The sequence below is a fragment of the Amycolatopsis sp. NPDC043889 genome, assembly GCF_056435645.1.
In genome coordinates this window covers 69999-93856 of the sequence record NZ_JBWKEC010000011.1, presented here as the reverse complement: position 1 = coordinate 93856, position 23858 = coordinate 69999, and the positions used below count along the sequence as shown (strand labels likewise).

General features: G+C 69.7%; 20 protein-coding genes. 15 read left to right on the top strand and 5 right to left on the bottom strand.

The genetic code is table 11. The features are described 5' to 3' along the window. The first annotated feature begins 35 nt into the window (after positions 1–35). From hisF to AC0685_RS21550, 5 genes are all read left to right on the top strand, one after another. Positions 36–809 carry an imidazole glycerol phosphate synthase subunit HisF gene (gene hisF, locus AC0685_RS21570; RefSeq protein WP_340687679.1) on the top strand — a complete coding sequence of 258 codons (774 nt, stop codon included), beginning with the start codon at positions 36–38 and terminating at the stop codon, positions 807–809. Further along, the gene (locus AC0685_RS21565) at positions 806–1195 is read left to right on the top strand and encodes a hypothetical protein (RefSeq protein ID WP_478227189.1); all 390 of its coding nucleotides are present in this window, start codon (positions 806–808) and stop codon (positions 1193–1195) included. Before hisF ends, AC0685_RS21565 begins: the two co-directional genes overlap by 4 nt. Beyond that, positions 1185–1547, top strand: coding sequence for a phosphoribosyl-AMP cyclohydrolase (gene hisI, locus AC0685_RS21560; protein WP_340687681.1), 363 nt, complete (start codon positions 1185–1187; stop codon positions 1545–1547). Before AC0685_RS21565 ends, hisI begins: the two co-directional genes overlap by 11 nt. Beyond that, positions 1544–1906 carry a DUF1304 domain-containing protein gene (locus AC0685_RS21555; protein ID WP_478227188.1) on the top strand — a complete coding sequence of 121 codons (363 nt, stop codon included), beginning with the start codon at positions 1544–1546 and terminating at the stop codon, positions 1904–1906. Before hisI ends, AC0685_RS21555 begins: the two co-directional genes overlap by 4 nt. A gap of 296 nt (positions 1907–2202) precedes the next feature. Then, positions 2203–2514: a hypothetical protein gene (locus AC0685_RS21550; protein WP_478227187.1), complete on the top strand. Its 312-nt coding sequence runs from the start codon at positions 2203–2205 to the stop codon at positions 2512–2514. A gap of 202 nt (positions 2515–2716) precedes the next feature. Here AC0685_RS21550 and AC0685_RS21545 read toward each other — a convergent pair whose 3' ends face one another. After that, entirely contained in the window at positions 2717–3322 is a 606-nt protein-coding gene (locus AC0685_RS21545) for a TetR/AcrR family transcriptional regulator (RefSeq protein ID WP_478227186.1), read from the bottom strand. A gap of 95 nt (positions 3323–3417) precedes the next feature. On the opposite strand from AC0685_RS21545, the gene AC0685_RS21540 reads away from it, so the two are divergent. The 5 genes from AC0685_RS21540 to trpA all read left to right on the top strand — a co-directional run bounded on the left by AC0685_RS21540 (position 3418) and on the right by trpA (position 8546). After that, entirely contained in the window at positions 3418–4980 is a 1563-nt protein-coding gene (locus AC0685_RS21540; RefSeq protein WP_478227185.1) for an anthranilate synthase component I, read from the top strand. Then, a complete protein-coding gene (locus AC0685_RS21535) occupies positions 4973–5530 on the top strand; it encodes a Trp biosynthesis-associated membrane protein (protein ID WP_478227184.1) in 558 nt (185 codons plus the stop codon). Before AC0685_RS21540 ends, AC0685_RS21535 begins: the two co-directional genes overlap by 8 nt. 192 nt (positions 5531–5722) lie before the next feature. Beyond that, a complete protein-coding gene (gene trpC, locus AC0685_RS21530; protein ID WP_340687687.1) occupies positions 5723–6532 on the top strand; it encodes an indole-3-glycerol phosphate synthase TrpC in 810 nt (269 codons plus the stop codon). Beyond that, positions 6511–7758, top strand: a complete 1248-nt coding sequence (gene trpB, locus AC0685_RS21525; protein ID WP_478227285.1) for a tryptophan synthase subunit beta — start codon at positions 6511–6513, stop codon at positions 7756–7758. The genes trpC and trpB overlap by 22 nt, the downstream gene beginning before the upstream one ends. Further along, positions 7755–8546: a tryptophan synthase subunit alpha gene (gene trpA, locus AC0685_RS21520; RefSeq protein ID WP_478227183.1), complete on the top strand. Its 792-nt coding sequence runs from the start codon at positions 7755–7757 to the stop codon at positions 8544–8546. Before trpB ends, trpA begins: the two co-directional genes overlap by 4 nt. Positions 8547–8619: 73 nt before the next feature. On the opposite strand, the gene AC0685_RS21515 is transcribed toward trpA, so the two are convergent. Then, entirely contained in the window at positions 8620–9993 is a 1374-nt protein-coding gene (locus AC0685_RS21515) for a type I glutamate--ammonia ligase (RefSeq protein WP_478227182.1), read from the bottom strand. Positions 9994–10089: 96 nt separating this feature from the next. Between AC0685_RS21515 and AC0685_RS21510 the strand changes: the two genes are divergently transcribed. From AC0685_RS21510 to lgt, 3 genes are read left to right on the top strand one after another with little or no spacing between them, the layout of a single operon-like run. After that, a complete protein-coding gene (locus tag AC0685_RS21510) occupies positions 10090–11232 on the top strand; it encodes an amidohydrolase family protein (protein ID WP_478227181.1) in 1143 nt (380 codons plus the stop codon). After that, positions 11229–12398: a M20 metallopeptidase family protein gene (locus AC0685_RS21505; RefSeq protein WP_478227180.1), complete on the top strand. Its 1170-nt coding sequence runs from the start codon at positions 11229–11231 to the stop codon at positions 12396–12398. Before AC0685_RS21510 ends, AC0685_RS21505 begins: the two co-directional genes overlap by 4 nt. A gap of 29 nt (positions 12399–12427) precedes the next feature. After that, complete coding sequence (lgt, locus tag AC0685_RS21500) at positions 12428–13468, top strand: prolipoprotein diacylglyceryl transferase (RefSeq protein ID WP_478227179.1); 1041 nt, start codon at positions 12428–12430, stop codon at positions 13466–13468. Between the two features lie 72 nt (positions 13469–13540). Here the strand turns inward: lgt and AC0685_RS21495 are convergent, their stop codons facing one another. The 3 genes from AC0685_RS21495 to AC0685_RS21485 form a co-directional block, all read right to left on the bottom strand. Further along, positions 13541–14605, bottom strand: a complete 1065-nt coding sequence (locus tag AC0685_RS21495) for an NAD(P)H-dependent amine dehydrogenase family protein (RefSeq protein ID WP_478227178.1) — start codon at positions 14603–14605, stop codon at positions 13541–13543. 189 nt (positions 14606–14794) lie between these two features. Next, positions 14795–15580, bottom strand: coding sequence for an SDR family oxidoreductase (locus tag AC0685_RS21490; RefSeq protein WP_478227177.1), 786 nt, complete (start codon positions 15578–15580; stop codon positions 14795–14797). Positions 15581–15645: 65 nt separating this feature from the next. Beyond that, on the bottom strand, positions 15646–17394 hold the full coding sequence (locus AC0685_RS21485) for a hypothetical protein (RefSeq protein WP_478227176.1): 1749 nt from the start codon (positions 17392–17394) through the stop codon (positions 15646–15648). Between the two features lie 391 nt (positions 17395–17785). Between AC0685_RS21485 and gltB the strand changes: the two genes are divergently transcribed. Together gltB and AC0685_RS21475 are read left to right on the top strand one after the other, a co-directional pair. Continuing rightward, positions 17786–22354, top strand: a complete 4569-nt coding sequence (gltB, locus tag AC0685_RS21480; protein WP_478227175.1) for a glutamate synthase large subunit — start codon at positions 17786–17788, stop codon at positions 22352–22354. Next, positions 22347–23855 (top strand): glutamate synthase subunit beta, encoded by a 1509-nt coding sequence (locus AC0685_RS21475; protein WP_478227174.1) that lies wholly within the window; start codon positions 22347–22349, stop codon positions 23853–23855. Before gltB ends, AC0685_RS21475 begins: the two co-directional genes overlap by 8 nt. Positions 23856–23858: the final 3 nt, after the last annotated feature.

Below are 23858 nucleotides of genomic sequence, written 5' to 3'. Positions count from 1 at the left end.
CGAGCTTAGAACGGGTCTTGACTACGCTTGTCCCCATGTCAGTCGCAGTCAGGGTCATCCCGTGTCTCGACGTCGACGCGGGCCGTGTGGTGAAGGGCGTCAACTTCGCCGACCTGCGCGACGCCGGCGACCCCGTCGAACTCGCCAGGCTGTACGACGCCGAGGGCGCGGACGAGCTCACGTTCCTCGACGTCACGGCGTCCTCCGGGGACCGTGAGACCACCTTCGACGTCGTCCGCCGGACCGCGGAACAGGTGTTCATCCCGCTCACCGTCGGCGGCGGCGTGCGCACGAACGACGACGTCAACCGGTTGCTGCGCACCGGCGCGGACAAGGTGAGCATCAACACCGCCGCCATCGCGCGGCCGGAGTTCCTGCGCGAGGCGTCCCGCCGGTTCGGCGCGCAGTGCGTCGTCCTGTCGGTGGACGCGCGCCGGGTCCCCGAGGGGACCGAACCGACCCCGTCCGGTTTCGAGGTGACCACGCACGGCGGGCGCCGCGGCACCGGGATCGACGCCGTCGAGTGGGCCGCGCGCGGCGAGGAACTGGGCGTCGGCGAGATCCTGCTCAACTCGATGGACGCCGACGGCACCAAGAACGGCTTCGACCTCGAACTCCTGAGCCAGGTGCGGGCGGCGGTCCGGGTCCCGGTGATCGCCAGCGGTGGCGCCGGCGCGCTCGAGCACTTCCTGCCCGCCGTCGAGGCGGGCGCGGACGCGGTGCTCGCGGCCAGTGTGTTCCACTTCGGACAGTTGAAGATCGGCGAGGTCAAGAGCGCGCTGCGCGCCGGGGGAGTCGTGGTCCGGTGATCCTGGCCAAATGGAAGGCCTCCACCGAGGTCAAGGTCGTCTGCGCGCTGCTGCTCGGGCTCGCCCTCGCCTACCTCGCGATGGCCGCGATCCTCATGTTCGCGCCGTACTCCACCGCGCGGACGTTCCTGCTGCCGGGGACGTCGCTGGTCCTCGGCGGACTCGTCGTGGCGGGATTGGTGCTGAAGATGTCTTCGGCGCGGTTCGCCGGTTTCGGCGTCAGCTTCCTGTTCGGGTTGCTGCACGCGTTGTCCATGCTGGCGGCGGAACTCTTCTGGGTGAAGATCGTCTCCGGGCTGCTGTTCGCCGGGTACATCTACACGGCGGTCCTGCTCAACTCGATGCCGGTGAAACGGCACCTTCTCGGAGCCACGAATGACGCTTGACCCCGCCCTCTCGGATCGCTTGAAGCGCAACGCCGACGGGCTGATCGCCGCCGTCGTCGTCGAACACTCCACATCGGACGTCCTGATGATGGCGTGGATGGACGACGAGGCGCTCGAACGCACCCTCACGACGCGGCGCGGCACCTATTATTCGCGCAGCCGCAAGGAACTGTGGGTCAAGGGCGAGACATCCGGCCATGTCCAGCACGTGCGCGAGGTGCGGATCGACTGCGACGGCGATACCGTCCTCCTGCGCGTCGACCAGACCGGCCCGGCCTGTCACACCGGCACGCACACCTGTTTCGACACCGACGAACGGCTGCTGCTGGCCGACGAGAGCGAGAACCCGTGAATATCGTCGCCAACGTGCTGGTCGGCATCGTCGCCCTGATCCACCTGTACATCGTCGTGCTGGAGATGTTCCTGTGGACCACCCCGCGCGCCCGCGCCTCCTTCGGCACGACCGAGGAGTTCGCGAAGGAGACCACGACGCTGGCGGCCAATCAGGGGCTGTACAACGGTTTCCTGGCCGCCGCGCTGATCTGGGGCCTGATCGCGACCGGCAGCACCGCCTGGCAGTTCAAGATCTTCGGCCTCGCCTGCGTGATCGTGGCGGGGCTCTACGGGACGGCGACGGCGAGCAAGAAGATCTTCTTCGTGCAGGTGGTCCCCGGCACGCTGGCGCTGATCGCGGTGCTGGCCGCGGGCTGACCGGCGGTGGGAAGGCGAAGACCGGCCGAGCGTGACCGTCCGAGACGACGACCGCGCGTCGCCGGGCGACCTCGGTCCACTTCGGATGGTGATGCCGTCGAAGGCATTGCCCCGCTGACGATCCATGACGATGTGGCCGTCCCCCTGATCGAGAACCTGACGCGTTTCAAGGTGCGCGCGCTGGCGTTGTCGGTGTTCTGGATGGTCTTCTTCATCTCCTGCCGGATAGTCGCCGACGGGACCGGATACGAGTTGCTGATTCCGTTGTCCACGGCGGGCTTCTTCGGCTTCCCGGCGTGCCTGTACGCCGCCTGGATCTGGCGGGGCCGGTATCGCTCGGCCTTGAAGACCGGCTTGCGCGAGGCCACGGCGACGGTGGGCCCGGCTGGTTGTTCCCTGGGATCGACGTCTATCCCGAGCGCGGTTACAAGCTGCTTCAGACGCGACGGTCGCTGCGGATCGCTCCTCGCTTCGAGGGACTCGAGAAAGTCCCCGTCTTCGTCGGCGGCGAGGAAACGGACATGATCGTGATCTTCCCGCGCGGACGGTTCTTCAAGGACCGGCTCCGCACCGTTCCCGTCAAGGAGATCGAGCCGGACACGGCCTGATCCGACGACACCGATCGGGCCGGATGACACTCGGCCCGCGAGTTCCGCCTCCAAGCACGCGAGTCGCGCCTCTGGTCACGCGTGTCGCGCCTCCAAGCACGCGTGTCGTCCGCCTCACAGGATTCGTCGCCATTCGCCCGGCGGGTAGTGAAGGCCTCCTTCGCTACCTTCAGGGTAGGCAAGGAGGCCTTCACGGCCGGGCTCAGTCGACCTTTCCGGTCAGATACCGCTGCATCGTCGGCGCGATCGCGGTCACCAGCGGCTCGATCTCGCTCGAAGCCATCGGCTCGAACCTCGCGACGTACCGGATCATCCCCATCCCGACCAGCTGTGACGCGCACAGGGTCGTCCGCAGTTCGACTCGGTCCGAGCCCAGCTCACCGATGACCTTCGTGAAGAAGCTCTGGAAGAACCCGCGCAGCACCAGCGCGGCCTGCTCGTGCCCGGCGACGCTGCGGACGAGCGCCTGGAACACGTCACCGCCCGCGCCGTCCCACCGGGTGAGGAAGGTGCGCACGATCCGGCGGCCGAACTCCTCGTCTGGCCCGTCCCGAAGTTCCGCGAGGAGTTCGTGCGGCTCGAACGGCAGTTTCAGCACGGCCTGGGCGAACAGCCCTTCCTTGCTGCCGAACCAGTGGTTCACCATCGCCGCGTCGACCCCGGCGCGCGTCGCGATCGCGCGCACCGTCGCGCCGTCGAAGCCGCTCTCGCCGAACACCGCGCGGGCCGCCTCGAGCAGCGCGGTGCGGGTGTCCTGTCCGCCGGGCCGCCGTCCCCGGCGCCGAGCGGTAGTGTCTTCACCAGCCATGGCGTCATCATGGACGGACCCGGCCCGAAATTCAACATTCCTTGAATTCATCCCCGCGTCCCGCCTCCCACGGGCGTTGCAGCACAATGAGCGACATGGTCAGCGCCGCAAACGCCAGCCCGTCGGGGCTCGGCTCGGTCAGCCCTTCGCGCGACGAGTTCCGCGCGCTCGCCGAGGGCCGTCGCGTCATCCCCGTTGTCCGCCGCGTGCTCGCCGACGGTGAGACCCCCATCGGGGTCTACCGCAAGCTCGCCGCCGACCGGCCGGGGACGTTCCTCTTCGAATCGGCGGAGAACGGCGCTTCCTGGAGCCGATGGTCGTTCATCGGCGTGGACAGCCCCGCCGCGCTGACCGTGCGTGACGGCCAGGCTGTCTGGACCGGCACCCCGCCGGTCGGCCTGCCGACCGAAGGCGACCCGCTCACCGTGCTGCGTGAGACCGTCGCCGCGCTCCACACCGAGCAGCTGCCCGGGATGCCGCCGCTCACCGGCGGCATGGTCGGCTACATCGGCTACGACGCCGTCCGCTGGCTCGAACGGCTCCCCGAACTCGCCGAACGCGACCTCGACATCCCCGAGCTCACCATGCTCCTGGCGACCGACCTGGCCGCCTTCGACCACCACGAGGGCACCGTCACGCTGATCGCCAACGCGGTCAACTGGGACGACTCGGCCGAGCGCGTCGACGCGGCGTACGACGACGCCGTCGCGCGTTTGAACGCGATGACCAAGCAGCTGCACGTCGCGGCCCCGGCCACGGCCGCCGTCTTCGACCGTCCCGCGCCCGAATTCACCCGCCGCCGCTCCAAGCCGGACTTCCACGCGGCCGTCGAGAAGGCGGTCGAGGCGATCAAGGCGGGCGAAGCGTTCCAAATCGTGCCGTCGCAACGATTCGAGATCGAGACCCAGGCCGACGCGCTGGACGTCTACCGTGTCCTGCGCACGTCCAATCCGAGCCCGTACATGTACCTGCTGCGCCTGGACGGCTTCGACATCGTCGGGTCCAGCCCGGAGTCGCTGGTCACCGTGCGGGACGGCCGCGCGACCACGCATCCGATCGCGGGTACCCGCTGGCGCGGCGCCGACCCGGAGGAGGACGCGCAGCTGGCCAAGGACCTGCTGGCGGACGAGAAGGAACGCGCGGAGCACCTGATGCTCGTCGACCTCGGCCGCAACGACCTCGGCAAGGTCTGCAAGCCCGGCACCGTGCGCGTCGTCGACTTCTTCGACGTCGAGCGCTACAGCCACGTCATGCACATCGTCTCCACGGTCACCGGCGAACTCCTCGACGACAAAACGGCTTTCGACGCCGTCGCCGCCTGCTTCCCGGCGGGGACGCTCTCCGGCGCGCCGAAGGTCCGCGCGATGCAGCTGATCGAGGAGCTGGAGCCGACCCGCAGGGCGCTCTACGGCGGCGTCGTCGGATATCTCGACTTCGCCGGGGACGCCGACACCGCGATCGCGATCCGCACCGCGCTGATGAAGGACGGCACCGCGTACGTCCAGGCGGGCGGGGGAGTCGTCGCCGATTCGGTGGCCGACTACGAGGACAACGAGTCGCTCAACAAGGCCCGCACCGTGCTGTCCGCCGTGGCGGCGGCGCAGACGATGATCGCGGCGGACGAACTCGACCCGGCGGGTGACCGCACTCGTGTCTGAGGCCCCGGCGAAGAAGGCCAAGCGTCCACTGTGGATCGCCGTGGTGGGGCTGCTGCTGGGGGCGGTCGCGCTGTGGGGTTCTTCGCAGCTCGTGTGGTTCGCGGAGTTCCGCGACGGCGGTGTGCGCGGCACGGTGCTGTACACGGAAACCGGTTCACAGCGTGCGGTCGCGCTGATTCCGCTCGCGTTGCTGGCGCTCGCCGGCACGGCCGGGCTGATCGCCACCGGCGGCCGGCCACGCCGGGTGCTCGGCGTGGTACTCGCCGTGGCCGGTGTCGCCGCGGTGTGGATCGGCGTGGCGGGCGGCTCGTTGAGTGGCTTCGCCGACGGTCTGCCCGTCGCTCAGCTGGTGGGAGCCCGCGGTCTCGCGATCCTCGGGGGAATTCTCGTGACGGCGGGTGGGTTGGCAGCCATCAAGGGTGCGGGCCGGATGCCTCGTCTCGGCGCGAAGTACTCGGCGCCGGGGGCGAAGAAGAAGGCCGCCAAGGATCTGGAAACCGAGCTGTGGGAGGCGCTGTCCGAAGGCGAAGATCCCACCGCGACCCGGTGATGGCCGCGGAAAACGCGCGTTTTCGAGATCTACGCCGCGAAAGATGACACGGTTGGCATTCGGAGTAACGGACATACCCGGAACCAGGCCGTATCCGTGCGGGGGTTAGCATCGTTTCGGCGGGAAGGGGAAGGTTTTTGTGAGCGACCTTGCGAAGGAATCCGTGAGTACGACGGCCGGTGAGGAACTCCGGTGAGCGTGCTCGATGACATCGTCGCCGGCGTCCGTGCCGATCTCGCCGAGCGCGAGGCGGTTCTGCCGTTCGACGAACTGAAGAAGCGCGCGACCCAGGTCGCGCCCCCACGTGACGTGCTCGCGGCCCTGCGTGAGTCCGGTATCGGCGTCATCGCCGAGGTGAAGCGGCGCAGCCCCTCCAAGGGTGACCTGGCCGAGATCCCCGATCCGGCCGCGCTGGCGAAGGACTACGCCGACGGCGGCGCCAGGGTGATCAGCGTGCTGACCGAGCAGCGCCGGTTCGGCGGTTCGCTCGCCGACCTCGACGCGGTCCGCGCGGCTGTCGACATCCCGGTGCTGCGCAAGGACTTCATCGTCAGCCCGTACCAGGTCCACGAGGCGCGGCTGCACGGCGCGGACATGGTCCTGCTGATCGTGGCGGCCCTGGAGCAGAACGCCCTGATCGCGTTGCTGGACCGGGTCGAATCCCTCGGGATGACCGCGCTGGTCGAGATCCACAACGCCGAAGAGGCCGACAAGGCCCTCGAAGCCGGCGCGAAGGTGATCGGCGTCAACGCCCGCAACCTGCACACCCTCGAGGTCGACCGGGACGTCTTCTCGCGGCTGGCCCCCGGTCTGCCGATGGACGTCTTCAAGATCGCCGAGTCCGGTGTGCGCGGCCCCGGCGACCTGATGTCTTACGCGGGTCACGGTGCCGACGCCGTCCTGGTGGGCGAAGGGCTCGTAGCTTCGGGCGACCCCAAGGGTGCGCTGGTCAAGCTCGTCACCGCCGGATCGCACCCTGCCTGCCCGAGGCCTTCCCGATGACCATTGAGTACCACGAAGAAACCCACGGCAAGCACGATCCGGACGACCGGGGCTACTACGGCCCGTACGGCGGCCGGTTCATGCCGGAGGCCCTGATCGGCGTCGTCGACGAGGTCGCGGCCGAGTACGACAAGGCGCGGAACGACCCGGACTTCGTCAACGAGTTCCGGCGTCTGCTGCGTGACTACGCCGGTCGCCCGTCGCTGCTCACCGAGGCCAAGCGCTTCGGTGAGCACGCCGGCGGCGCCCGGATCTTCCTCAAGCGCGAGGATCTGAACCACACCGGTTCACACAAGATCAACAACGTGCTGGGACAGGCGTTGCTCACCAAACGGATGGGCAAGAAGCGGGTCATCGCCGAGACCGGGGCCGGGCAGCACGGCGTGGCCACCGCCACCGCCTGCGCGCTGCTGGACCTGGAATGCATCGTCTACATGGGTGAGGTCGACACCGAGCGGCAGGCGCTGAACGTGGCGCGCATGAAGCTGCTCGGCGCCGAGGTCGTCCCGGTGAAGACCGGTTCGCGCACGCTCAAGGACGCGATCAACGAGGCCCTGCGCGACTGGGTCACCAACGCCGACACCACGCACTACCTGTTCGGCACGGCGGCGGGCCCGTACCCGTTCCCGATGATGGTGCGGAACTTCCACAAGATCATCGGCGAGGAGTCCCGCGTCCAGATCCTGGAGCAGGCCGGGCGCCTGCCGGACGCCGTCGCGGCCTGCGTCGGCGGCGGGTCGAACGCGATCGGCATCTTCCACGGCTTCATCGACGACCCGGAAGTCCGTCTCGTCGGTCTCGAGCCGGGCGGCGAGGGCATCGAGGGCAACCGCCACGGCGCCACGCTGACCAAGGGCACACCGGGCAACCTGCACGGCGCGATGACGTACCTGCTGCAGGACGAGGACGGCCAGACCGTCGAGTCGCACTCGATCTCCGCGGGCCTCGACTACCCGGGTGTCGGCCCGGAGCACTCGTGGCTCAAGGACAGCGGCCGCGCCGAGTACCGGCCGGTGACCGACGCCGAGGCGATGGACGCGTTCAAGCTGCTTTCGCGCACCGAGGGCATCATCCCGGCGATCGAGTCGGCGCACGCGCTGGCGGGCGCGCTGGTGCTCGGCCGCGAACTCGGTCCCGAGGGGCTGATCATCGTGAACCTGTCCGGTCGTGGCGACAAGGACATGGACACGGCCGCGAAGTACTTCGGCCTGGTGGAGAACGCATGAGCGGGTTGAAGGAGCTCTTCGCGGCGACGCGCGCGGAGGGGCGTGGAGCGCTGATCGGGTATCTCCCGGCAGGTTTCCCGACGGTCGACGGGTCGAAGGACCTGCTGGCCGCGGTGGTCGACGGCGGCGCCGACCTGGTCGAGGTGGGCGTGCCCTACTCGGACCCGGTCATGGACGGCCCGACCATCCAGGCCGCGTCGGTGAGCGCGCTTTCCGGCGGCTTCAGGCTCAAGCACCTGTTCGAGGTCGTCGAGTCGGTGTCGTCGCGCGGCGGCAAGGCCGTCGTGATGACCTACTGGAACCCGGTGCACTGCTACGGCGTCGACCGCTTCGCGCGGGACCTCGCCACCGCGGGCGGGCTCGGCATGATCACCCCGGACCTGATCCCGGACGAGGCCGACGAGTGGATGGCCGCCTCCGAGCAGCATGGTCTGGACCGGATCTTCCTGGTCGCGCCGTCCTCCTCGGAGGAGCGGATCGCGAAGACCGTCGAGGCCGCATCCGGTTTCGTGTACGCCACCGCGGTGATGGGCGTGACAGGCGCTCGTGACCAGGTCGGCGTGCACGCCGAGGATCTGGTCGCGCGCACCCGCGCGCATACGGACCTGCCGATCGGCGTCGGGCTCGGCGTCCGGTCCGGCGAGCAGGCGGCGCAGGTCGCCGGTTTCGCGGACGGTGTCATCGTCGGCTCCGCGCTGGTGACCGCCGCCGCGAGCGGACTGGACGCGGTTCGGGAGCTTTCGGCCGAGCTGGCCGCGGGTGTGCGGAAGACCGTCGCCCCCGCTTGATCCTCACGCTGGTCGTGAGTGGCGATTCGGGTTCTAACCCGAATCGCCACTCACGACCAGCTGGACCGGCCGCTCAGTGCCGCCACCGCTGCGCTTCGGTGATCTCCTCCGGGGTCGCGAGCGCGAACCGCTCGATCTCCGCCCGCCGCAGGCCCACGATCGTCGTCGCCAGCGGAGCGCCGAACGCGGCAGTGAGGGCCTTGTCCGCCTCGAACGCCGCGACGGCGTCCTCCAACCGCAGCGGCAGCCGCTCGATCCCGCGGGCGGCGCGCGCCTCGTCGGTCAAGATCCCGGGATCGACGTCGAGCGGCTCCGGCAGCACCGCCTCCTCGTCGGTTCCGGCCATCCCGGCGAACAGCAGGGCGGCCGCCAGCAGATACGGATTCGCGGTCAGGTCGAAGCATTTGACCTCGAGGTTCGCCGCCGAGTCACGGTTCCCGGCGACGCCGCGTACCAGCCGCAGCGGCGTCTCCCGGTTCTCCAGCCCCCACGCGGCGTACACGCCCGCCCAGTGGTGCGGCTCCAGTCGCAGATAGCTGACCACCGACGGTGCCCCGATCGCGAGCAGCGCGGGCAGCCGCCGCAGGATGCCCGCGCTGAACGACTCCGCGACCGGCGTCAGCCCGAAAACCCTTTCCCCGCCGAAGAAAAGGTTCCGCGCGCCGTCACAGACACTCAGATGCACATGCCCGCCGTTGCCGACGCCGGCGGGCGCGAACTTCGGGGTGAAGGACGCCTTCAGCCCGTGCCGGTGGCTGAGCGCGCGGATCGTCTCCTTCGTCAGGACGGCGATGTCGGCCGCGCGCACCGGGTCCGCCGCCGCGACCGACAGCTCGAACTGGCCGTCGGCGTACTCGGGGTGGATCTGTTCCACGCCGACCCCCTGTTGGTCCAAAGTGGACACCAGGGCGCGGAGATAGTCCGCGTGCTCGGAAAGTCTCGCGTAGCCGTACGCCGGGCCCGCGGTGGCCGAGGTCGGATCGTCCGGCGCGTCGGCGCCGGTGATCACCCATTCGATTTCGAAACTCATCCGCGCCCGGTGACCGCGCGCGGCGAGCCGGTCCACCGCCGTCGCCAGCAGGGCCCGCGCGTCCTGCGGGTGCGGCTCGCCCTCCTGGTCGAGTTTCGTCACCGGAGCCCAGGCCCAGCCAGGCTGCCCGGCGAGCACGGTCAACGCGTCGAGGTCCGGATGCAGCCGCAGGTCACCGACCGGGCCGAGGGAATACTCGCCGCCGCTGATGACGTCGTCCGAGCCGAAGAAGTCGAAGGACTTCGAAGCGCCGACACCCCAAGCGGCCGCGGACGGCAACTTCCGCAGCGGTACCGCCTTGACCCGCGCGATCCCGGCGTTGTCCACGAAGGTCAGCGCCACAAGCTCGACACCCCGGGCCCGGAGTTCCCCGGTGAGGGCGGTCGCGCGGGCGGTCAGTGCTTCCCGGTTCACCATGGTTCCTCATCCTGGCCTCGATCGGAGTCCCTTGCCACGCCTGGATCCGGTCATAGGGTGAGGCCGCACTCGTCGACCACGAGAAGGGACGCGCTCATGCCGGGAACCCAGATCCTGCCGTTCGTCGCACGGACGAGGCTCGTGGACCACCACTGCCACGGCGTCGTCACCGGTGATCTGGGCCGGATCGAGTTCGAACAGCTGCTCACCGAGGCCGACACCGTCTCGTCACTGGGCACGACCCTGTTCGACTCGCTGATCGGGCTCGCGGTGCGGGCCCGCTGCGCCCCGGTGCTCGACCTGCCGCCGCACGTCCCGGCCGAGGACTATCTGGCCCGCCGAGCCGAACTGGGCGCCACCGAGGTCAACGCGCGGTTCCTGCGCGCCACCGGCACGACCGAATTCCTGCTCGACGGCGGCTTCCTGCCGGACACGCTGACCACGACCGAGCAGTTCGCGGCCCTGTCCGGCGCCCGCGCGCGGGACATCGTCCGCCTCGAACAGGTCGCCGAAACGGTGATCGGCTCCACCACCGCGGCCGGATTCGCGCCGGCCTTCGCCTCGGAGCTGGCGAAACGCGCCACGACCGCGGTCGGGTTCAAGTCCATCGCCGCCTACCGCGTCGGCCTCGACCTGGCGGGGGAGCGGCCGACGGACACCGAAGTCACCGAAGCGGCGGGCCGCTGGCTCGCGCGGATCGAGGCGGGCGGACCGGTCCGGCTCGCGGACGAGGTCCTGCACCGGTTCCTGTTCTGGACCGGGATCGACCTGGCCCTGCCGATCCAGTTCCACGTCGGCTTCGGCGACGCGGACGTGGACCTGCACCGCTGCGATCCGCTGCTGCTCACCGGGCTGCTGCGGGCCACCCGGTCACACGGGGTGCCGATCATGCTGTTGCACAACTATCCCTTCCACCGGAACGCCGCGTATCTGGCGCAGGTCTTCGAGCACGTGTTCATCGACGTGGGACTCGCGACGCACAACGCCGGTCATCGTGCGCCCGCGATCATCGCGGAGACAATGGAGATCGTGCCGTTCGGGAAGCTGCTGTTCTCCACGGACGCGTTCGGGCTGGCCGAGCTGTACCACCTCGGTACGGCGCTGTTCCGGCAAGGACTGTCCGACTTCCTGTACGCGGGGCTCACTTCGGACGTACTGTCCGAAGTGGACGCGCATCGGATAGCGGCGCTGGTGGGGCACCGCAACGCCGAACGGGTGTACGGGCTGGAGGGGACATGACGGAACTGGACGACCTGCAGGACCGGTGGGAGGCCGCCGTCGAGGCGGAACTGCCGTCGGCGATCGAACTGCGGCACCGGGTGCACGCCGATCCGCGCGCGTCGGGAGACGAAGAGGACACCGCACGGGTCGTCGTCGAGGCGCTGGGAATCGACGAAGGGGTCCGGGTCGCCAAGACCGGGCGCGCCGTGCTGCTCCCGGGTACCGCGCCGGGCCCGGCCGTGGCACTGCGCACCGAACTGGACGCGCTGCCGGTCACCGAACGCACCGGCGTCCCGTGGGCCTCGGAGACGCCGCTGATGCACGCGTGCGGGCACGACGTCCACATGGCCGCGCTCGTCGCCACCTGCCGCGCGGCCTCCGTGGTCGGGGTGCCCCGGCCGCTCCTCGCGCTCCTGCAGCCGCGTGAGGAGACGTCGCCGTCCGGCGCGCTGGACATCGTCGACTCCGGCGTGCTCACCGAGTACGGCGTCGAGTCGGTCATCGGCGCTCACGTGCAGCCCAGGCTCGCCGCGGGGGTGGTTTCGGCGGTGCCGGGACCGGTCAACGCCTCCACCGACGAGTTCGACGTCGTCGTCCGCGGTCAGGGCGGGCACGCCGGCTACCCGCATCTGCTGCGGGACCCGATCCTCGCGCTCAGCCAGATCGTGGTGAGCCTGCAGCAGCTCGCGAGCCGCCGGGTCGACCCGGTGTTCGGTGCGGTCTGCTCGGTCGGGCGGATCGAAGCCGGGACGACGGCGAACGTCGTGCCGAACGAGGCCCGCCTGTCGGGCTCGCTGCGGCTGATGCGCGCCGAAGACCGCGACCTCGCCCTGGAGGGGCTCGCCGAGGTCGTCCACGGCACCGCACAGGCGCACGGCTGCCGGGCGGAACTGGAGATCAGCCCGTGCGAACCGGTGCTGCACAACGACGCCGGGCTCACCCAGCGCGCGCACCGGCGACTCGTCCGGACGGGGGCAGTCGTGGACACCGACTTCCGGTCGTTCGGCGCCGACGACTTCGCGCACTACTGCGGGATGACCCGCGGGCTGATGATGTTCGTCGGCCTCGGCGACACCGCCGGCGCGCCCAGCCTCCACGACGAGGTGTTCCTGCCGCCCGACGCCGCCATCGGGCACGTCGCGTCCGCGCTGATCGCGGGCTATTTGGCCGCCGTCGAGGGCTGACGCCCCCAAGAAGTGGACGAAGCGCTACGGTGGCCGACGTGAATACCGCCTCGGCAGCGTTCCTCGCGACCATCCCCAGCCCCGACCAGGGCGTCTGGCATATCGGGCCGGTCCCGATCCGGGCCTACGCGCTCTGCATCATCGCCGGCATCATCGTGGCGATCTGGCTGGGCGAGCGGCGCTGGGTCAACCGCGGCGGCACGAAGGGCACGGTCATCGACGTCGCGGTCTTCGCGGTGCCGTTCGGCCTGGTCGGCGGGCGGTTGTACCACGTCATCACCGACAACCAGCTGTACTTCGGCGAGGGCAAGAACCCGCTCAACGCGCTGAAGATCTGGGACGGCGGGCTCGGTATCTGGGGCGCGATCGCGCTCGGCGCGGTCGGCGCGCTGATCGCCTGCCGCCGGCGGGGGATCCCGCTGCCCGCGATGGCGGACGCGCTCGCGCCGGGGATCGTGATCGCGCAGGCGATCGGGCGGCTCGGCAACTACTTCAACCAGGAACTCTACGGCGCGCACACCGACCTGCCGTGGGGCCTGGAGATCTACCAGCGCTACAACCCGGCCAACCCGGACGACTTCCTGAACGGCGTCGCGCTCGGGCACGTCCCGCTGCCGGACAGCCCGGTGCACCCGACGTTCCTCTACGAGCTGATCTGGAACCTCGGTGTCGCGCTGCTGGTCATCTGGGCGGACAAGAAGTTCCGCCTCGGCCACGGCCGCGTGTTCGCGCTGTACGTCGCCGGGTACACCGCGGGCCGGTTCTGGATCGAGATGATGCGGACCGACACCGCGAACCACATCCTCGGCCTGCGGGTCAACGTGTGGACCTCGATCCTGCTGTTCGCCGCGGCGATCGCGTACTTCGTCCTCGCCGCCAAGCGTGGACCGCGGGAAGCGCCGGAAACGTTGTGGAGCAAGGACGTGCCGCGAGAGGACTCCGGTACCTCTTCCTCCTCAGGGCCGTCCGATGAGGAGACGCACGCGGACGTCGCGGCGGCTCCGGACACCGTCCGGGACTCGGCCGCGGACAAGGCGACCGAGGACCCGAAGCCGGACCCCGAGAAGTAGCGCCGCAAGTCCGTGAAGGCCTCCTTGCCTACCCTCAAGGTAGGCAAGGAGGCCTTCACGGACGTCGCGGCGTCAGCGAGAGACCAGGCCTCGCCCCGTCACCAAGGGCAGGTCCAGCGCCGTCAGCAGCCCCGGCGGAGCCGCCACCACCGCCGGGATCGCGTTCACCAGCCGCATCGCGGTCGCCTTCAGCCCGGCCGTGTTGTGGTCACCGTCGCTGCCGACCAGACGGAGGTCCAGCACGTAGTCGGGCTCCCCGGTCACCTGGACGCGGTAGCAGCCCTGCCCGGTCGGCTGCGGCCAGTCCGGCCCGAGGTCGCCGCGCAGGCGCGTGATGTGCTCCAGCACGCACACCGCCCGCCCGCCGCGCATGCCGCGCACCTCGAACCGCAGCGCCGCGGCCGTGCCCTCGTTGATCGTCCCCGACGCGATCTCGAACGTCTCCGGAGCAGGAAGCCGTTCGTAGACCTCCTCGACGGCATCGAGTTCGACGTCCAGCCCGGCCGCGAGCTGCCGCACGACGCTGCCCCAGGCCAGCGACAGCACACCGGGCTGCAACAGCAAGGGCAGATCGTCCATCTCCCGGCCGAAGCCCATGATCTCGAACAGCACCTTGCCGTTGTCGTACGTCGAATAGTCGAGGATCTCCAGGCAGCGCACCTCGTCGATCCGTTCGCACACGCCGGTGAGCACCAGTGGCAGCCAGTCGTTGGCGAAGCCGGGGTCGACACCGTTGACCCACAGCGAAGCACCGCCTTCGCGAGCGGCCTCCCGGATCGGCTCGATCATCTCCGGCGGGACGACGCCTTCGGGATACTGGAGGAACACCGGGCTGCTGGACACCACGTTGATCCCCGCGCGCAGGAAGCGTTTCAGGTCTTCGACGGCCTCGGGCAGCCGGTCGTCGGCCATCGCCGTGTAGAGCACGCAATCGGGCTTCAGAGCGATGAGTGCGTCCGCGTCGGTCGTCGCGGTGACACCCAGCGGGCGACCGAGCCCGGCCAGATCCCCAGCGTCCACGCCCACCTTGGCGTCGCTCGAAACCCAGACTCCGGCGAGTTCGAGATCCGGCCGCGCGGCTATCCCCGCCAGCGCGTGGCGGCCGACGTTCCCGGTACTCCACTGGACCACGCGCACGGCGTTCGCCTCCTGATGTCTGGTTGGTGAACCCGCGTCCGCGATCGACGTCGGCAGGACGCTGCCTGGGAGACCACGTCACGGTTGACGAGCAGGGCGTCCTGCCACCGCGATAGCGGGGCCTTCGGCCAGGGCGGGTTCACGCGTATGGTCATTTTCCCGATATCTCTCAGCTCCGCCGACAGTCTCCTACAGATCGGGCAGGCCCAGCTCGAGGTTCGGGGCCTGCAATCCACCGTCGACTTCGATGATCTTGCCGGTGACGTACCGGCCCGCGCCCGACGCCAGGAACACGACGGTGGCCGCGATGTCCTCGGCCTCGCCGATCCGGCGCAGGGGAGTGGCGGCCTCCATCCGGCCGCGCAGTTCATCGTTGCCCACCACCACTTCGAGCGCGGAAGTCGCCACCGAGCCGACCGAGATCGCGTTCACCCGCACCTTAGGCGCGAGATCAGCCGCCGCGAGCCGGGTGTAGTGCGCCAGCGCGGCCTTCGCCGTCCCGTACGCGGCGAAGCCACGGCCGGTCACGCGGCCCATGACCGACGAGATGTTGACGACCGATCCGCCCGTCTCCAGCAGGGACGGGGCCGCCGCGACGGTCAGTGCGTGTGCGGTGGAGACGTTGAAACGAAAGGCTTCTTCGAGGAATTCGGCGGTGGTTTCCAGCAGCGGCCGGGGATAGGTTCCGCCGACGTTGTTGACCACCAGGTCCAGCCGCCCGAATTCCGCCGTCGCGATCCGAGCCAGCTCGCCCGCGGCGGCCGGGTCGCTCAGGTCGGCGGGCACCACGTGCGCGCGCCGGCCGGTGGCGGCGACCAGGGCCGCCACGTCGTCGAGCTGGGTTTCGGTGCGGGACGAGATCATCACGTCGGCACCGGCCTCGGCGAGCGCCACGGCCGTCGCCGCGCCGATCCCGCGTCCGGCGCCGGTGACCACGGCGACCTGGTCGGTGAGCCGGAAACGGTCCAGGATCATGCGCGGAACTGTAACACGTTCTAGTGGTTGCCGGTCCCGCTCGCGCGGAGCGGGACCGGCTCCGGCTAGCCGTTCACGATGAACGAGTAGTACCGCGGATCACCGAAATTGCCGTCGGCCAGGATCGCCTGGACTTCGAGCTGGTGTGGTCCGGCACTGGCCGGGGTGACCGTGATCGTCGCCGTCCCACCGGTCGCCGCGACCCACTGGGGCGCTCCGTTGTCCACGGTGTAGAGGAAATCGGTGACACCGGGGACCGCCGAGGAGAAGACGAACTCGCCCGGTACGCCGACCCCGCCGCCCGGCTGGCCGGCCGGATAGGTGGAACTGGTGACGACCGGGGCGGTGTTCTGCTCGATCCGATCCTCCCAGCGCTGGGATGTCCAGCCTTCCTTGGTACGGCTCGACACGACCAGGTAGGTCATCGGCTCCCGCGGGGTCACCGTGGTCGTCGCCATGCCGTCCGGCCCGGCCGGGACCACGACCTCACCGGTCCAGCCGAAGTCGTAGACGTACTCGACGACCCCCGGCATCGCGCCGGGAGTGAAGTCGAGGCGCAGCGGCTTGCCCACGGCGACGGCCTGGGCATCGAAGGTGACACCCGGCTCCGACGGTGTGGCGGTGAACCCGTAGTGCGTGCCGGGACCGCTGTTGCCCGCCTTGTCCCTGCCCCAGGCGCTGAAGGTGTCGAACTCCGTCTTCGGCGTGTACTGGACGGTCGCGACACCGCCGGGGCGGTCCGCGGGTGCGTAACCGTTGCCGGTGTTGAAGCCGATGATGTCCTGATCACCCTTGGCATCGATCGTGAAGGTGCCCGGGATGCCGATGGCGCCGTGCCGCTCGCGGTCGTTCGGGTAGTCCGCCGACGTCACGACCGGCGCGGTGGTCGGTGCCACCCGGTCGATGATGAAGGAACACGGCGCGCTGACCGGTCCGGCCAGTCCCTCTTCGACCCCCTGCATCGTCCACCGGTACTCGCGGCCGTGGGTGGTGAACTCGGACGGTAACCAGTAGCGCACGTGACGCGGCGCGGCGGAGAAGTAATCAGGGCCCAGTTCCAGCCGCTTCGCGGGGTCGTCGGCCGCCCAGACCGTCACCTTGGCGGAGACCGCGGACCGGTCGGGGTCGTCGACCCGGCCGGTGACCTCGACGGGATTGTCCGCCGTGTACACCGGATCCGCGCCGCACGGCTTGAGCCCGACGTGCAGGTCGGTCGGCACGGTCGGCGGCCGGTTGTAGTCGACGTAGAGATGCAGGCGGTTCTCGACGCGCCTGCCGTAGGCCGGGTCGAACTGCCGGTCGTCCGGCATCCGCAGCGCGAAGGTCACAGACTCCTTGCCCGCGGCGAGCGCGGCCGTGATCGCCTGTCCCGCGTCCCATTCGACGCGGTTCCACAGGCAGCCGCCCTGGGCGCCCGGGCCGGGAAGCTTGGTTCGCTCCTTCGGCTGACGCAGCCAGGTCGGCGCCGTCGCCGGGTCGGTGACCCACAGTTCGGTCGCACGCGGCTTGGTGCAGTCGTTGGCGGCGGTTTCGGTCGCGTACGCCTCGGCGTAGCCGATCGTGGCCCCACGATAGGGGCGCAGGTCGAAGGTGAAGTACGCCTTCGAAGCGTGGAACCCGCGGTCGGTCCAGGCGCCGACCGGAACGTCATTCCCGGTGGTGAAGGACTTCGTCGGCGCCTTGAGGTCGATGTAGACGGCCGGCGCCGAAGTGGCCGTCTCGGAGGTGGCCAGCGCGGGCGTGGCCGAGAGCAGGGCGGAGAACGTGAGCGCGGCCGCGCCGAGCACAGCGGTTCTTCGGATCAACTTGAGCATCAAGCCCCCAGAGGTGAGGTGATTTCACCTCTAGGTCGATCTAGAGCGGTGTCAGGTTGCCGTGAAGCGCAGGATTGGGCCGGACGGCCTAATCGGCCCAGGGTTCGCGCCGGGCGCCCGGAGTGACTAGGGTCGCCTCACCGCGTCTCGTGACATCCCGGAACGGGACATATACTTAGCGGAACGAAGTACTGTGCCCTCATCAGGAACTGTGTCGTTCCGGGCGTCCAGATCGTTACCCATCGGCGGGCTTTCGCGACCGCCGAACTGATGCCGACGTGTTTCACAGGTGTTAAAGTCGCGCTAACGAACGGGCCATCGTCGTCCCGTGCGCATTCCCCCGGCCGGCCCCGCCCGGCCGCTGAGCACAGACGACGAAGGAGGTCCCTTCATGATCTTCTCCGCCATTCCAGGCAAACAGGGTCTCTACGATCCCGAATCCGAACAGGACTCCTGCGGTGTGGCCATGGTGGCCGACGTCCGCGGGCGGCGTTCGCACGGCATCGTCACCGACGGCCTGTCCGCGCTGACGAACCTCGACCACCGCGGCGCCGCCGGCGCGGAGCCGACCAGTGGTGACGGTGCGGGCATCCTGCTGCAGCTCCCGGACGAGCTGCTGCGGGCCGAAGTGGACTTCACTCTGCCCGAGGCGGACGCCGACGGCCGGCAGACCTACGCGACCGGGATCGGTTTCCTGCCCTCGGACATCGAGGAGCGGACCAAGGCCATCGCCCTGATCGAGCGGATCGCCGGTGAAGAGGGCCTCGACGTCCTCGGCTGGCGTGAGGTCCCGGTCGACGCCGACCGCGCCGACATCGGCCCGACGGCGCGTTCGGTGATGCCGCATTTCGCGATGCTGTTCGTCGCGGGCGCCGAGGCCGACGGACGATGTCCCTCCGGGCTCGAGCTGGACCGCCTTGCCTTCTGTCTCCGCAAACGCGTCGAGAACGAGAGCGTGACCGCGGGCTGCGGCACCTACTTCCCGTCGCTGTCCTCGCGGACCATCGTCTACAAGGGAATGCTGACCCCCGAGCAGCTCCCGCTCTTCTTCGCCGACCTGACCGACACCCGGCTCACCAGCGCCATCGCGCTCGTGCACTCCCGGTTCTCCACCAACACCTTCCCGTCGTGGCCGCTGGCGCATCCGTTCCGGTTCGTCGCGCACAACGGCGAGATCAACACCATCCGGGGCAACCGCAACCGGATGCGCGCCCGTGAGGCGCTGCTCGAATCGGACCTCATCCCCGGCGACCTGACCCGCCTGTACCCGATCTGCTCGGCCGACGCGTCGGACTCCGCCTCCTTCGACGAGGTGCTGGAGCTGCTGCACCTCGGCGGCCGGTCGCTGCCGCACGCGGTGCTGATGATGATCCCCGAAGCGTGGGAGAACCACGCCGGGATGGACGCACAGCGTCGTGCGTTCTACCAGTTCCACGCCAGCCTCATGGAGCCGTGGGACGGCCCGGCCTGTGTCACCTTCACCGACGGCACCCTCGTCGGCGCGGTGCTGGACCGGAACGGCCTGCGCCCCGCCCGCTGGTGGCGCACCGCCGACGACCGTGTCGTGCTGGCCAGCGAGGCGGGCGTGCTCGACGTCGCCCCCGCGGACGTCGTGGCCAAGGGGCGCCTCAAGCCCGGCCGCATGTTCCTGGTGGACACCGAGGCGGGCCGGATCGTCGACGACGAAGAGGTCAAGTCGGAGCTGGCGAAGCAACTCCCGTACGAGGGCTGGCTGCACGCCGGTCTCCTGCAGATCGCCGACCTCCCGGACCGCGACCACATCGTGCAGAGTCACGATTCTGTGCTGCGGCGCCAGCTTTCCTTCGGCTACACCGAAGAAGAGCTGAAGATCCTCCTCGCGCCGATGGCGGTCAAGGCCGCCGAGCCGATCGGTTCGATGGGTTCCGACACCCCGCCCGCCGTGCTGTCGCAGCGTTCCCGGCTGCTCTACGACTACTTCAAGCAGAACTTCGCGCAGGTCACCAATCCGCCGCTGGACGCGATCCGCGAAGAGCTCGTCACGTCGATGAGCCGGATCATGGGCCCCGAGCGCAATCTGCTCGCCCCAGGCCCGGCCTCCTGCCGCCACGTGCAGCTGCCGTATCCGGTGATCGACAACGACGAACTCGCCAAGCTGATCCACATCAACGACGACGGCGACCTTCCCGGCTTCGCGTGCAGTGTCCTTTCCGGACTGTACGAAGTGGACGGTGGAGCCGAGGCGCTGGCGTCCGCGATCGAGCGGGTCCGGCGCGAGGCCTCCGAGGCGATCGCGGCCGGCGCGCGCACGCTCGTGCTGTCCGATCGCGACTCCGACCACCGCATGGCGCCGATCCCGTCGCTGCTGCTCGTTTCCGCGGTGCACCACCATCTGGTGCGTACCAAGGAAAGGCTCCGCGTCGCGCTGGTCGTCGAGACCGGTGACGCCCGCGAGGTCCACCACATCGCGCTGCTGCTCGGCTACGGCGCCGCGGCGGTGAACCCGTACCTGGCCTTCGAGACCATCGAAGACATGATCTCGACCGGTGCCGTCACCGGCATCGAACCCGCCAAGGCGATCCGCAACTACGTCAAGGCGCTCGTGAAGGGCGTCCTGAAGATCATGTCGAAGATGGGCATCTCGACCGTCGGCGCGTACACCGCGGCACAGGTCTTCGAATCCTTCGGCCTGGCCCAGGATCTGCTCGACGAGTACTTCACCGGGACGTCGTCGAAGCTCGGCGGCGTCGGGCTGGGCGTGCTCGCCGAAGAGGTCGCCACGCGCCACCGCCGGGCGTACCCGGACAACCCGACCGACCGGGTCCACCGTGGACTCGAGACCGGCGGCGAATACGCGTACCGCCGCGAGGGCGAACTGCACCTGTTCACCCCGGAGACCGTCTTCCTGTTGCAGCACGCGACGAAGACGGGCCGGGAAGAGGTGTACAAGAAGTACTCCGACGAGGTGCACCGCCTGTACCGGCAGGGCGGCGCGCTGCGCGGGCTGTTCTCCTTCCGTGAGGGCGCGCGCGAGCCCGTCCCGCTGGACGAGGTCGAGCCCGTGGAGGCGATCTTCAAGCGCTTCAACACCGGCGCGATGTCCTACGGCTCGATTTCGGCCGAGGCGCACGAAACGCTCGCCATCGCGATGAACCGCATCGGCGGCCGGTCCAACACCGGTGAGGGCGGGGAAGACCCCGAGCGGCTCTACGACCCGGCGCGGCGCAGCGCGATCAAGCAGGTCGCGAGCGGCCGGTTCGGTGTCACGAGCGAGTACCTGGTCAACGCCGACGACATCCAGATCAAGATGGCGCAGGGCGCGAAGCCGGGCGAGGGCGGGCAGCTGCCGCCGAACAAGGTCTACCCGTGGATCGCGCGCACGCGGCATTCGACGCCCGGCGTCGGGCTGATCTCGCCGCCGCCGCACCACGACATCTACTCGATCGAGGATCTCGCCCAGCTGATCCACGACCTCAAGAACGCCAACGAGAACGCCCGCATCCACGTGAAGCTGGTGTCCTCGCTCGGTGTCGGCACGGTCGCGGCGGGCGTGTCCAAGGCGCACGCCGACGTCGTGCTGATCTCCGGCCACGACGGCGGCACCGGCGCCTCCCCGATGAACTCGCTCAAGCACGCGGGCACCCCGTGGGAGATCGGGCTCGCCGAAACGCAGCAGACGTTGCTGCTCAACGGTTTGCGCGACCGGATCACCGTGCAGGTCGACGGCGCGATGAAGACCGGCAAGGACGTCGTCATCGCCGCGCTGCTCGGCGCGGAGGAGTACGGCTTCGCGACGGCGCCGCTGATCGTCGAGGGCTGCGTCATGATGCGTGTCTGCCACCTCGACACCTGCCCGGTCGGCGTCGCGACCCAGAGCCCGGATCTGCGCAAGCGGTACACCGGCCAGGCCGACCACGTCGTGAACTATTTCCGGTTCGTCGCCGAAGAGGTCCGGGAAACGTTGGCGGCGCTCGGTTTCCGCACCCTCGACGAGGCCATCGGGCACGCCGAGATGCTGAACACCGACGAGGCGATCGAGCACTGGAAGGCCTCCGGCCTCGACCTCGCGCCGATCTTCGAGATGCCGGCCGAGACTCCGTACGGCGGGGCGAAGCGGCGCACCCGGAACCAGGACCACGGCCTTGAGCACGCGCTCGACCGGACGCTGATCCAGCTCGCCGAGGCGGCGCTGGAGGACGCGCATCCGGTCCGGCTCGAACTGCCGGTGCGGAACGTGAACCGGACCGTCGGCACACTGCTCGGTTCCGAGATCACCCGCCGCTACGGCGGCGAGGGCCTGCCCGAGGACACGATCCACGTGCTCCTGACCGGTTCCGCCGGGCAGTCGCTCGGGGCGTTCCTGCCGCGCGGCATCACGCTCGACATGGTCGGCGACGCGAACGACTACGTCGGCAAGGGCCTTTCGGGCGGGCGGATCATCGTGCGCCCCCATCCGGACGCGAAGTTCGCCGCCGAAGGCCAGACCATCGCCGGGAACACGCTCGCCTACGGCGCCACCGGTGGCGAGATGTTCCTGCGCGGCCAGGTCGGCGAACGGTTCTGCGTGCGGAACTCCGGCGCGGTGGTCGTCGCCGAGGGCGTCGGCGACCACGCCTTCGAGTACATGACCGGCGGGCAGGCCGTGGTGCTCGGCCCGACCGGGCGCAACCTCGCGGCGGGGATGTCCGGCGGCGAGGCCTACGTGCTCGACCTCGACCGCGGCAAGGTCAACGAGGAGATGGTCAACCTCCTGGCTCCGTCCTCGGAAGACCTCGCCTGGCTCAAGAAGACCGTGCAGAAGCATTACGACCTCACACGTTCGGCCGTGGCCGCGTCGCTGCTCGGCGACTGGCCGCGTCGCTCGGCGGCGTTCACCAAGGTGATGCCCCGCGACTACCAGCGTGTCCTTGACGCGGCGAAGGCGGCGCGTGCCGCGGGCCGCGACGTCGACGAAGCGATCATGGAGGCCGCTCGTGGCTGATCCGACGGGTTTCCTGAAGTACGACCGTGAAGAGCCGAAGAAGAAGTCCAAAGAGGACCGTCTCGCCACCTGGGGCGAGGTGTACGCCGACGTGGAGCCCGCCGAGCGCAACGAACAGGTGCGCAAGCAGGCTTCGCGGTGCATGGACTGCGGCATCCCGTTCTGCCATTCCAGTGGTTCCGGCTGCCCGCTGGGCAACCTGATCCCGGAGTGGAACGACCTCGTGCGCCGCGGCGACTGGGCCGCGGCGAGCGACCGGCTCCACGCCACCAACAACTTCCCCGAATTCACCGGGAAGCTGTGCCCCGCGCCGTGCGAGGCGGGCTGTGTCCTGTCGGTCTCGCCGCTGTCCGGCGGCCCGGTGGCGATCAAGCGGGTCGAGCAGACGATCGCCGACCAGTCCTGGGAAGCGGGCTACGTGCAGCCGCAGGTCTCGGCCGTTTCGTCGGGGCAGCGGGTCGCGGTCGTCGGCTCCGGCCCCGCCGGGCTCGCCGCCGCGCAGCAGCTGACCCGCGCCGGCCACGAAGTGACCGTCTACGAACGGGACGATCGCCTCGGTGGCCTGCTGCGGTACGGCATCCCCGAGTTCAAAATGGAGAAGAAGGTCCTCGACCGGCGGCTCGCGCAACTCCGCAAGGAGGGCACGAAGTTCGTCACCGGCTGCGAGGTCGGCGTCGACCTCACCGTCGAGGAACTGCGGGCGGGCTACGACGCGGTGGTCCTCGCCGTGGGCGCGCTGCGCGGCCGCGACGACAAGACCACGCCCGGACGTGAGCTGGCCGGGATCCACCTGGCGATGGAACATCTGGTCCCGGCCAACAAGTACGTCGAGGGCGACGGCCCGTCGGCGGTGGACGCGGCGGGCAAGCACGTCGTCATCATCGGCGGCGGCGACACCGGGGCCGACTCCTACGGCACCGCGACCCGTCAGGGCGCGCTTTCGGTGACCCAGCTGGACCAGTACCCGACGCCACCGTCCACAAGGGACGACGAGCGGTCGCCGTGGCCGACCTGGCCGTACATCCTGCGCACCTATCCCGCGCACGAAGAGGCGGGCGAACGCAAGTTCGCCGTCGCGGTCACGCGGTTCATCGGTGACGACGAGGGCAACGTGCGCGCGGTCGAGCTCCGTCAGGTCCGCGTGGTCAAGGACCCGGAGACCGGCAAGCGCATGGTGACCCCGGTCAACGACGAGGTCGAGGAACTGCCCGCCGACCTCGTGCTGCTCGCGATCGGCTTCGAGGGTGTCGAGCACATGCCGCTGCTGGACGGGCTCGGGCTCTCGCTCACCAAACGCGGCACGCTCTCGTGCGGCGCGGACTGGCAGACGGAGTCGCCCGGCGTGTTCGTCTGCGGCGACGCGCACCGCGGTGCGTCGCTGGTCGTGTGGGCGATCGCCGAGGGACGCTCGGTGGCGAGCGCGGTGGACGCGTACCTGACCGGTGCTTCGGACCTGCCCGCTCCGGTACACCCGACTGCGCTGCCGCTCGCGGTGGTCTGAGCC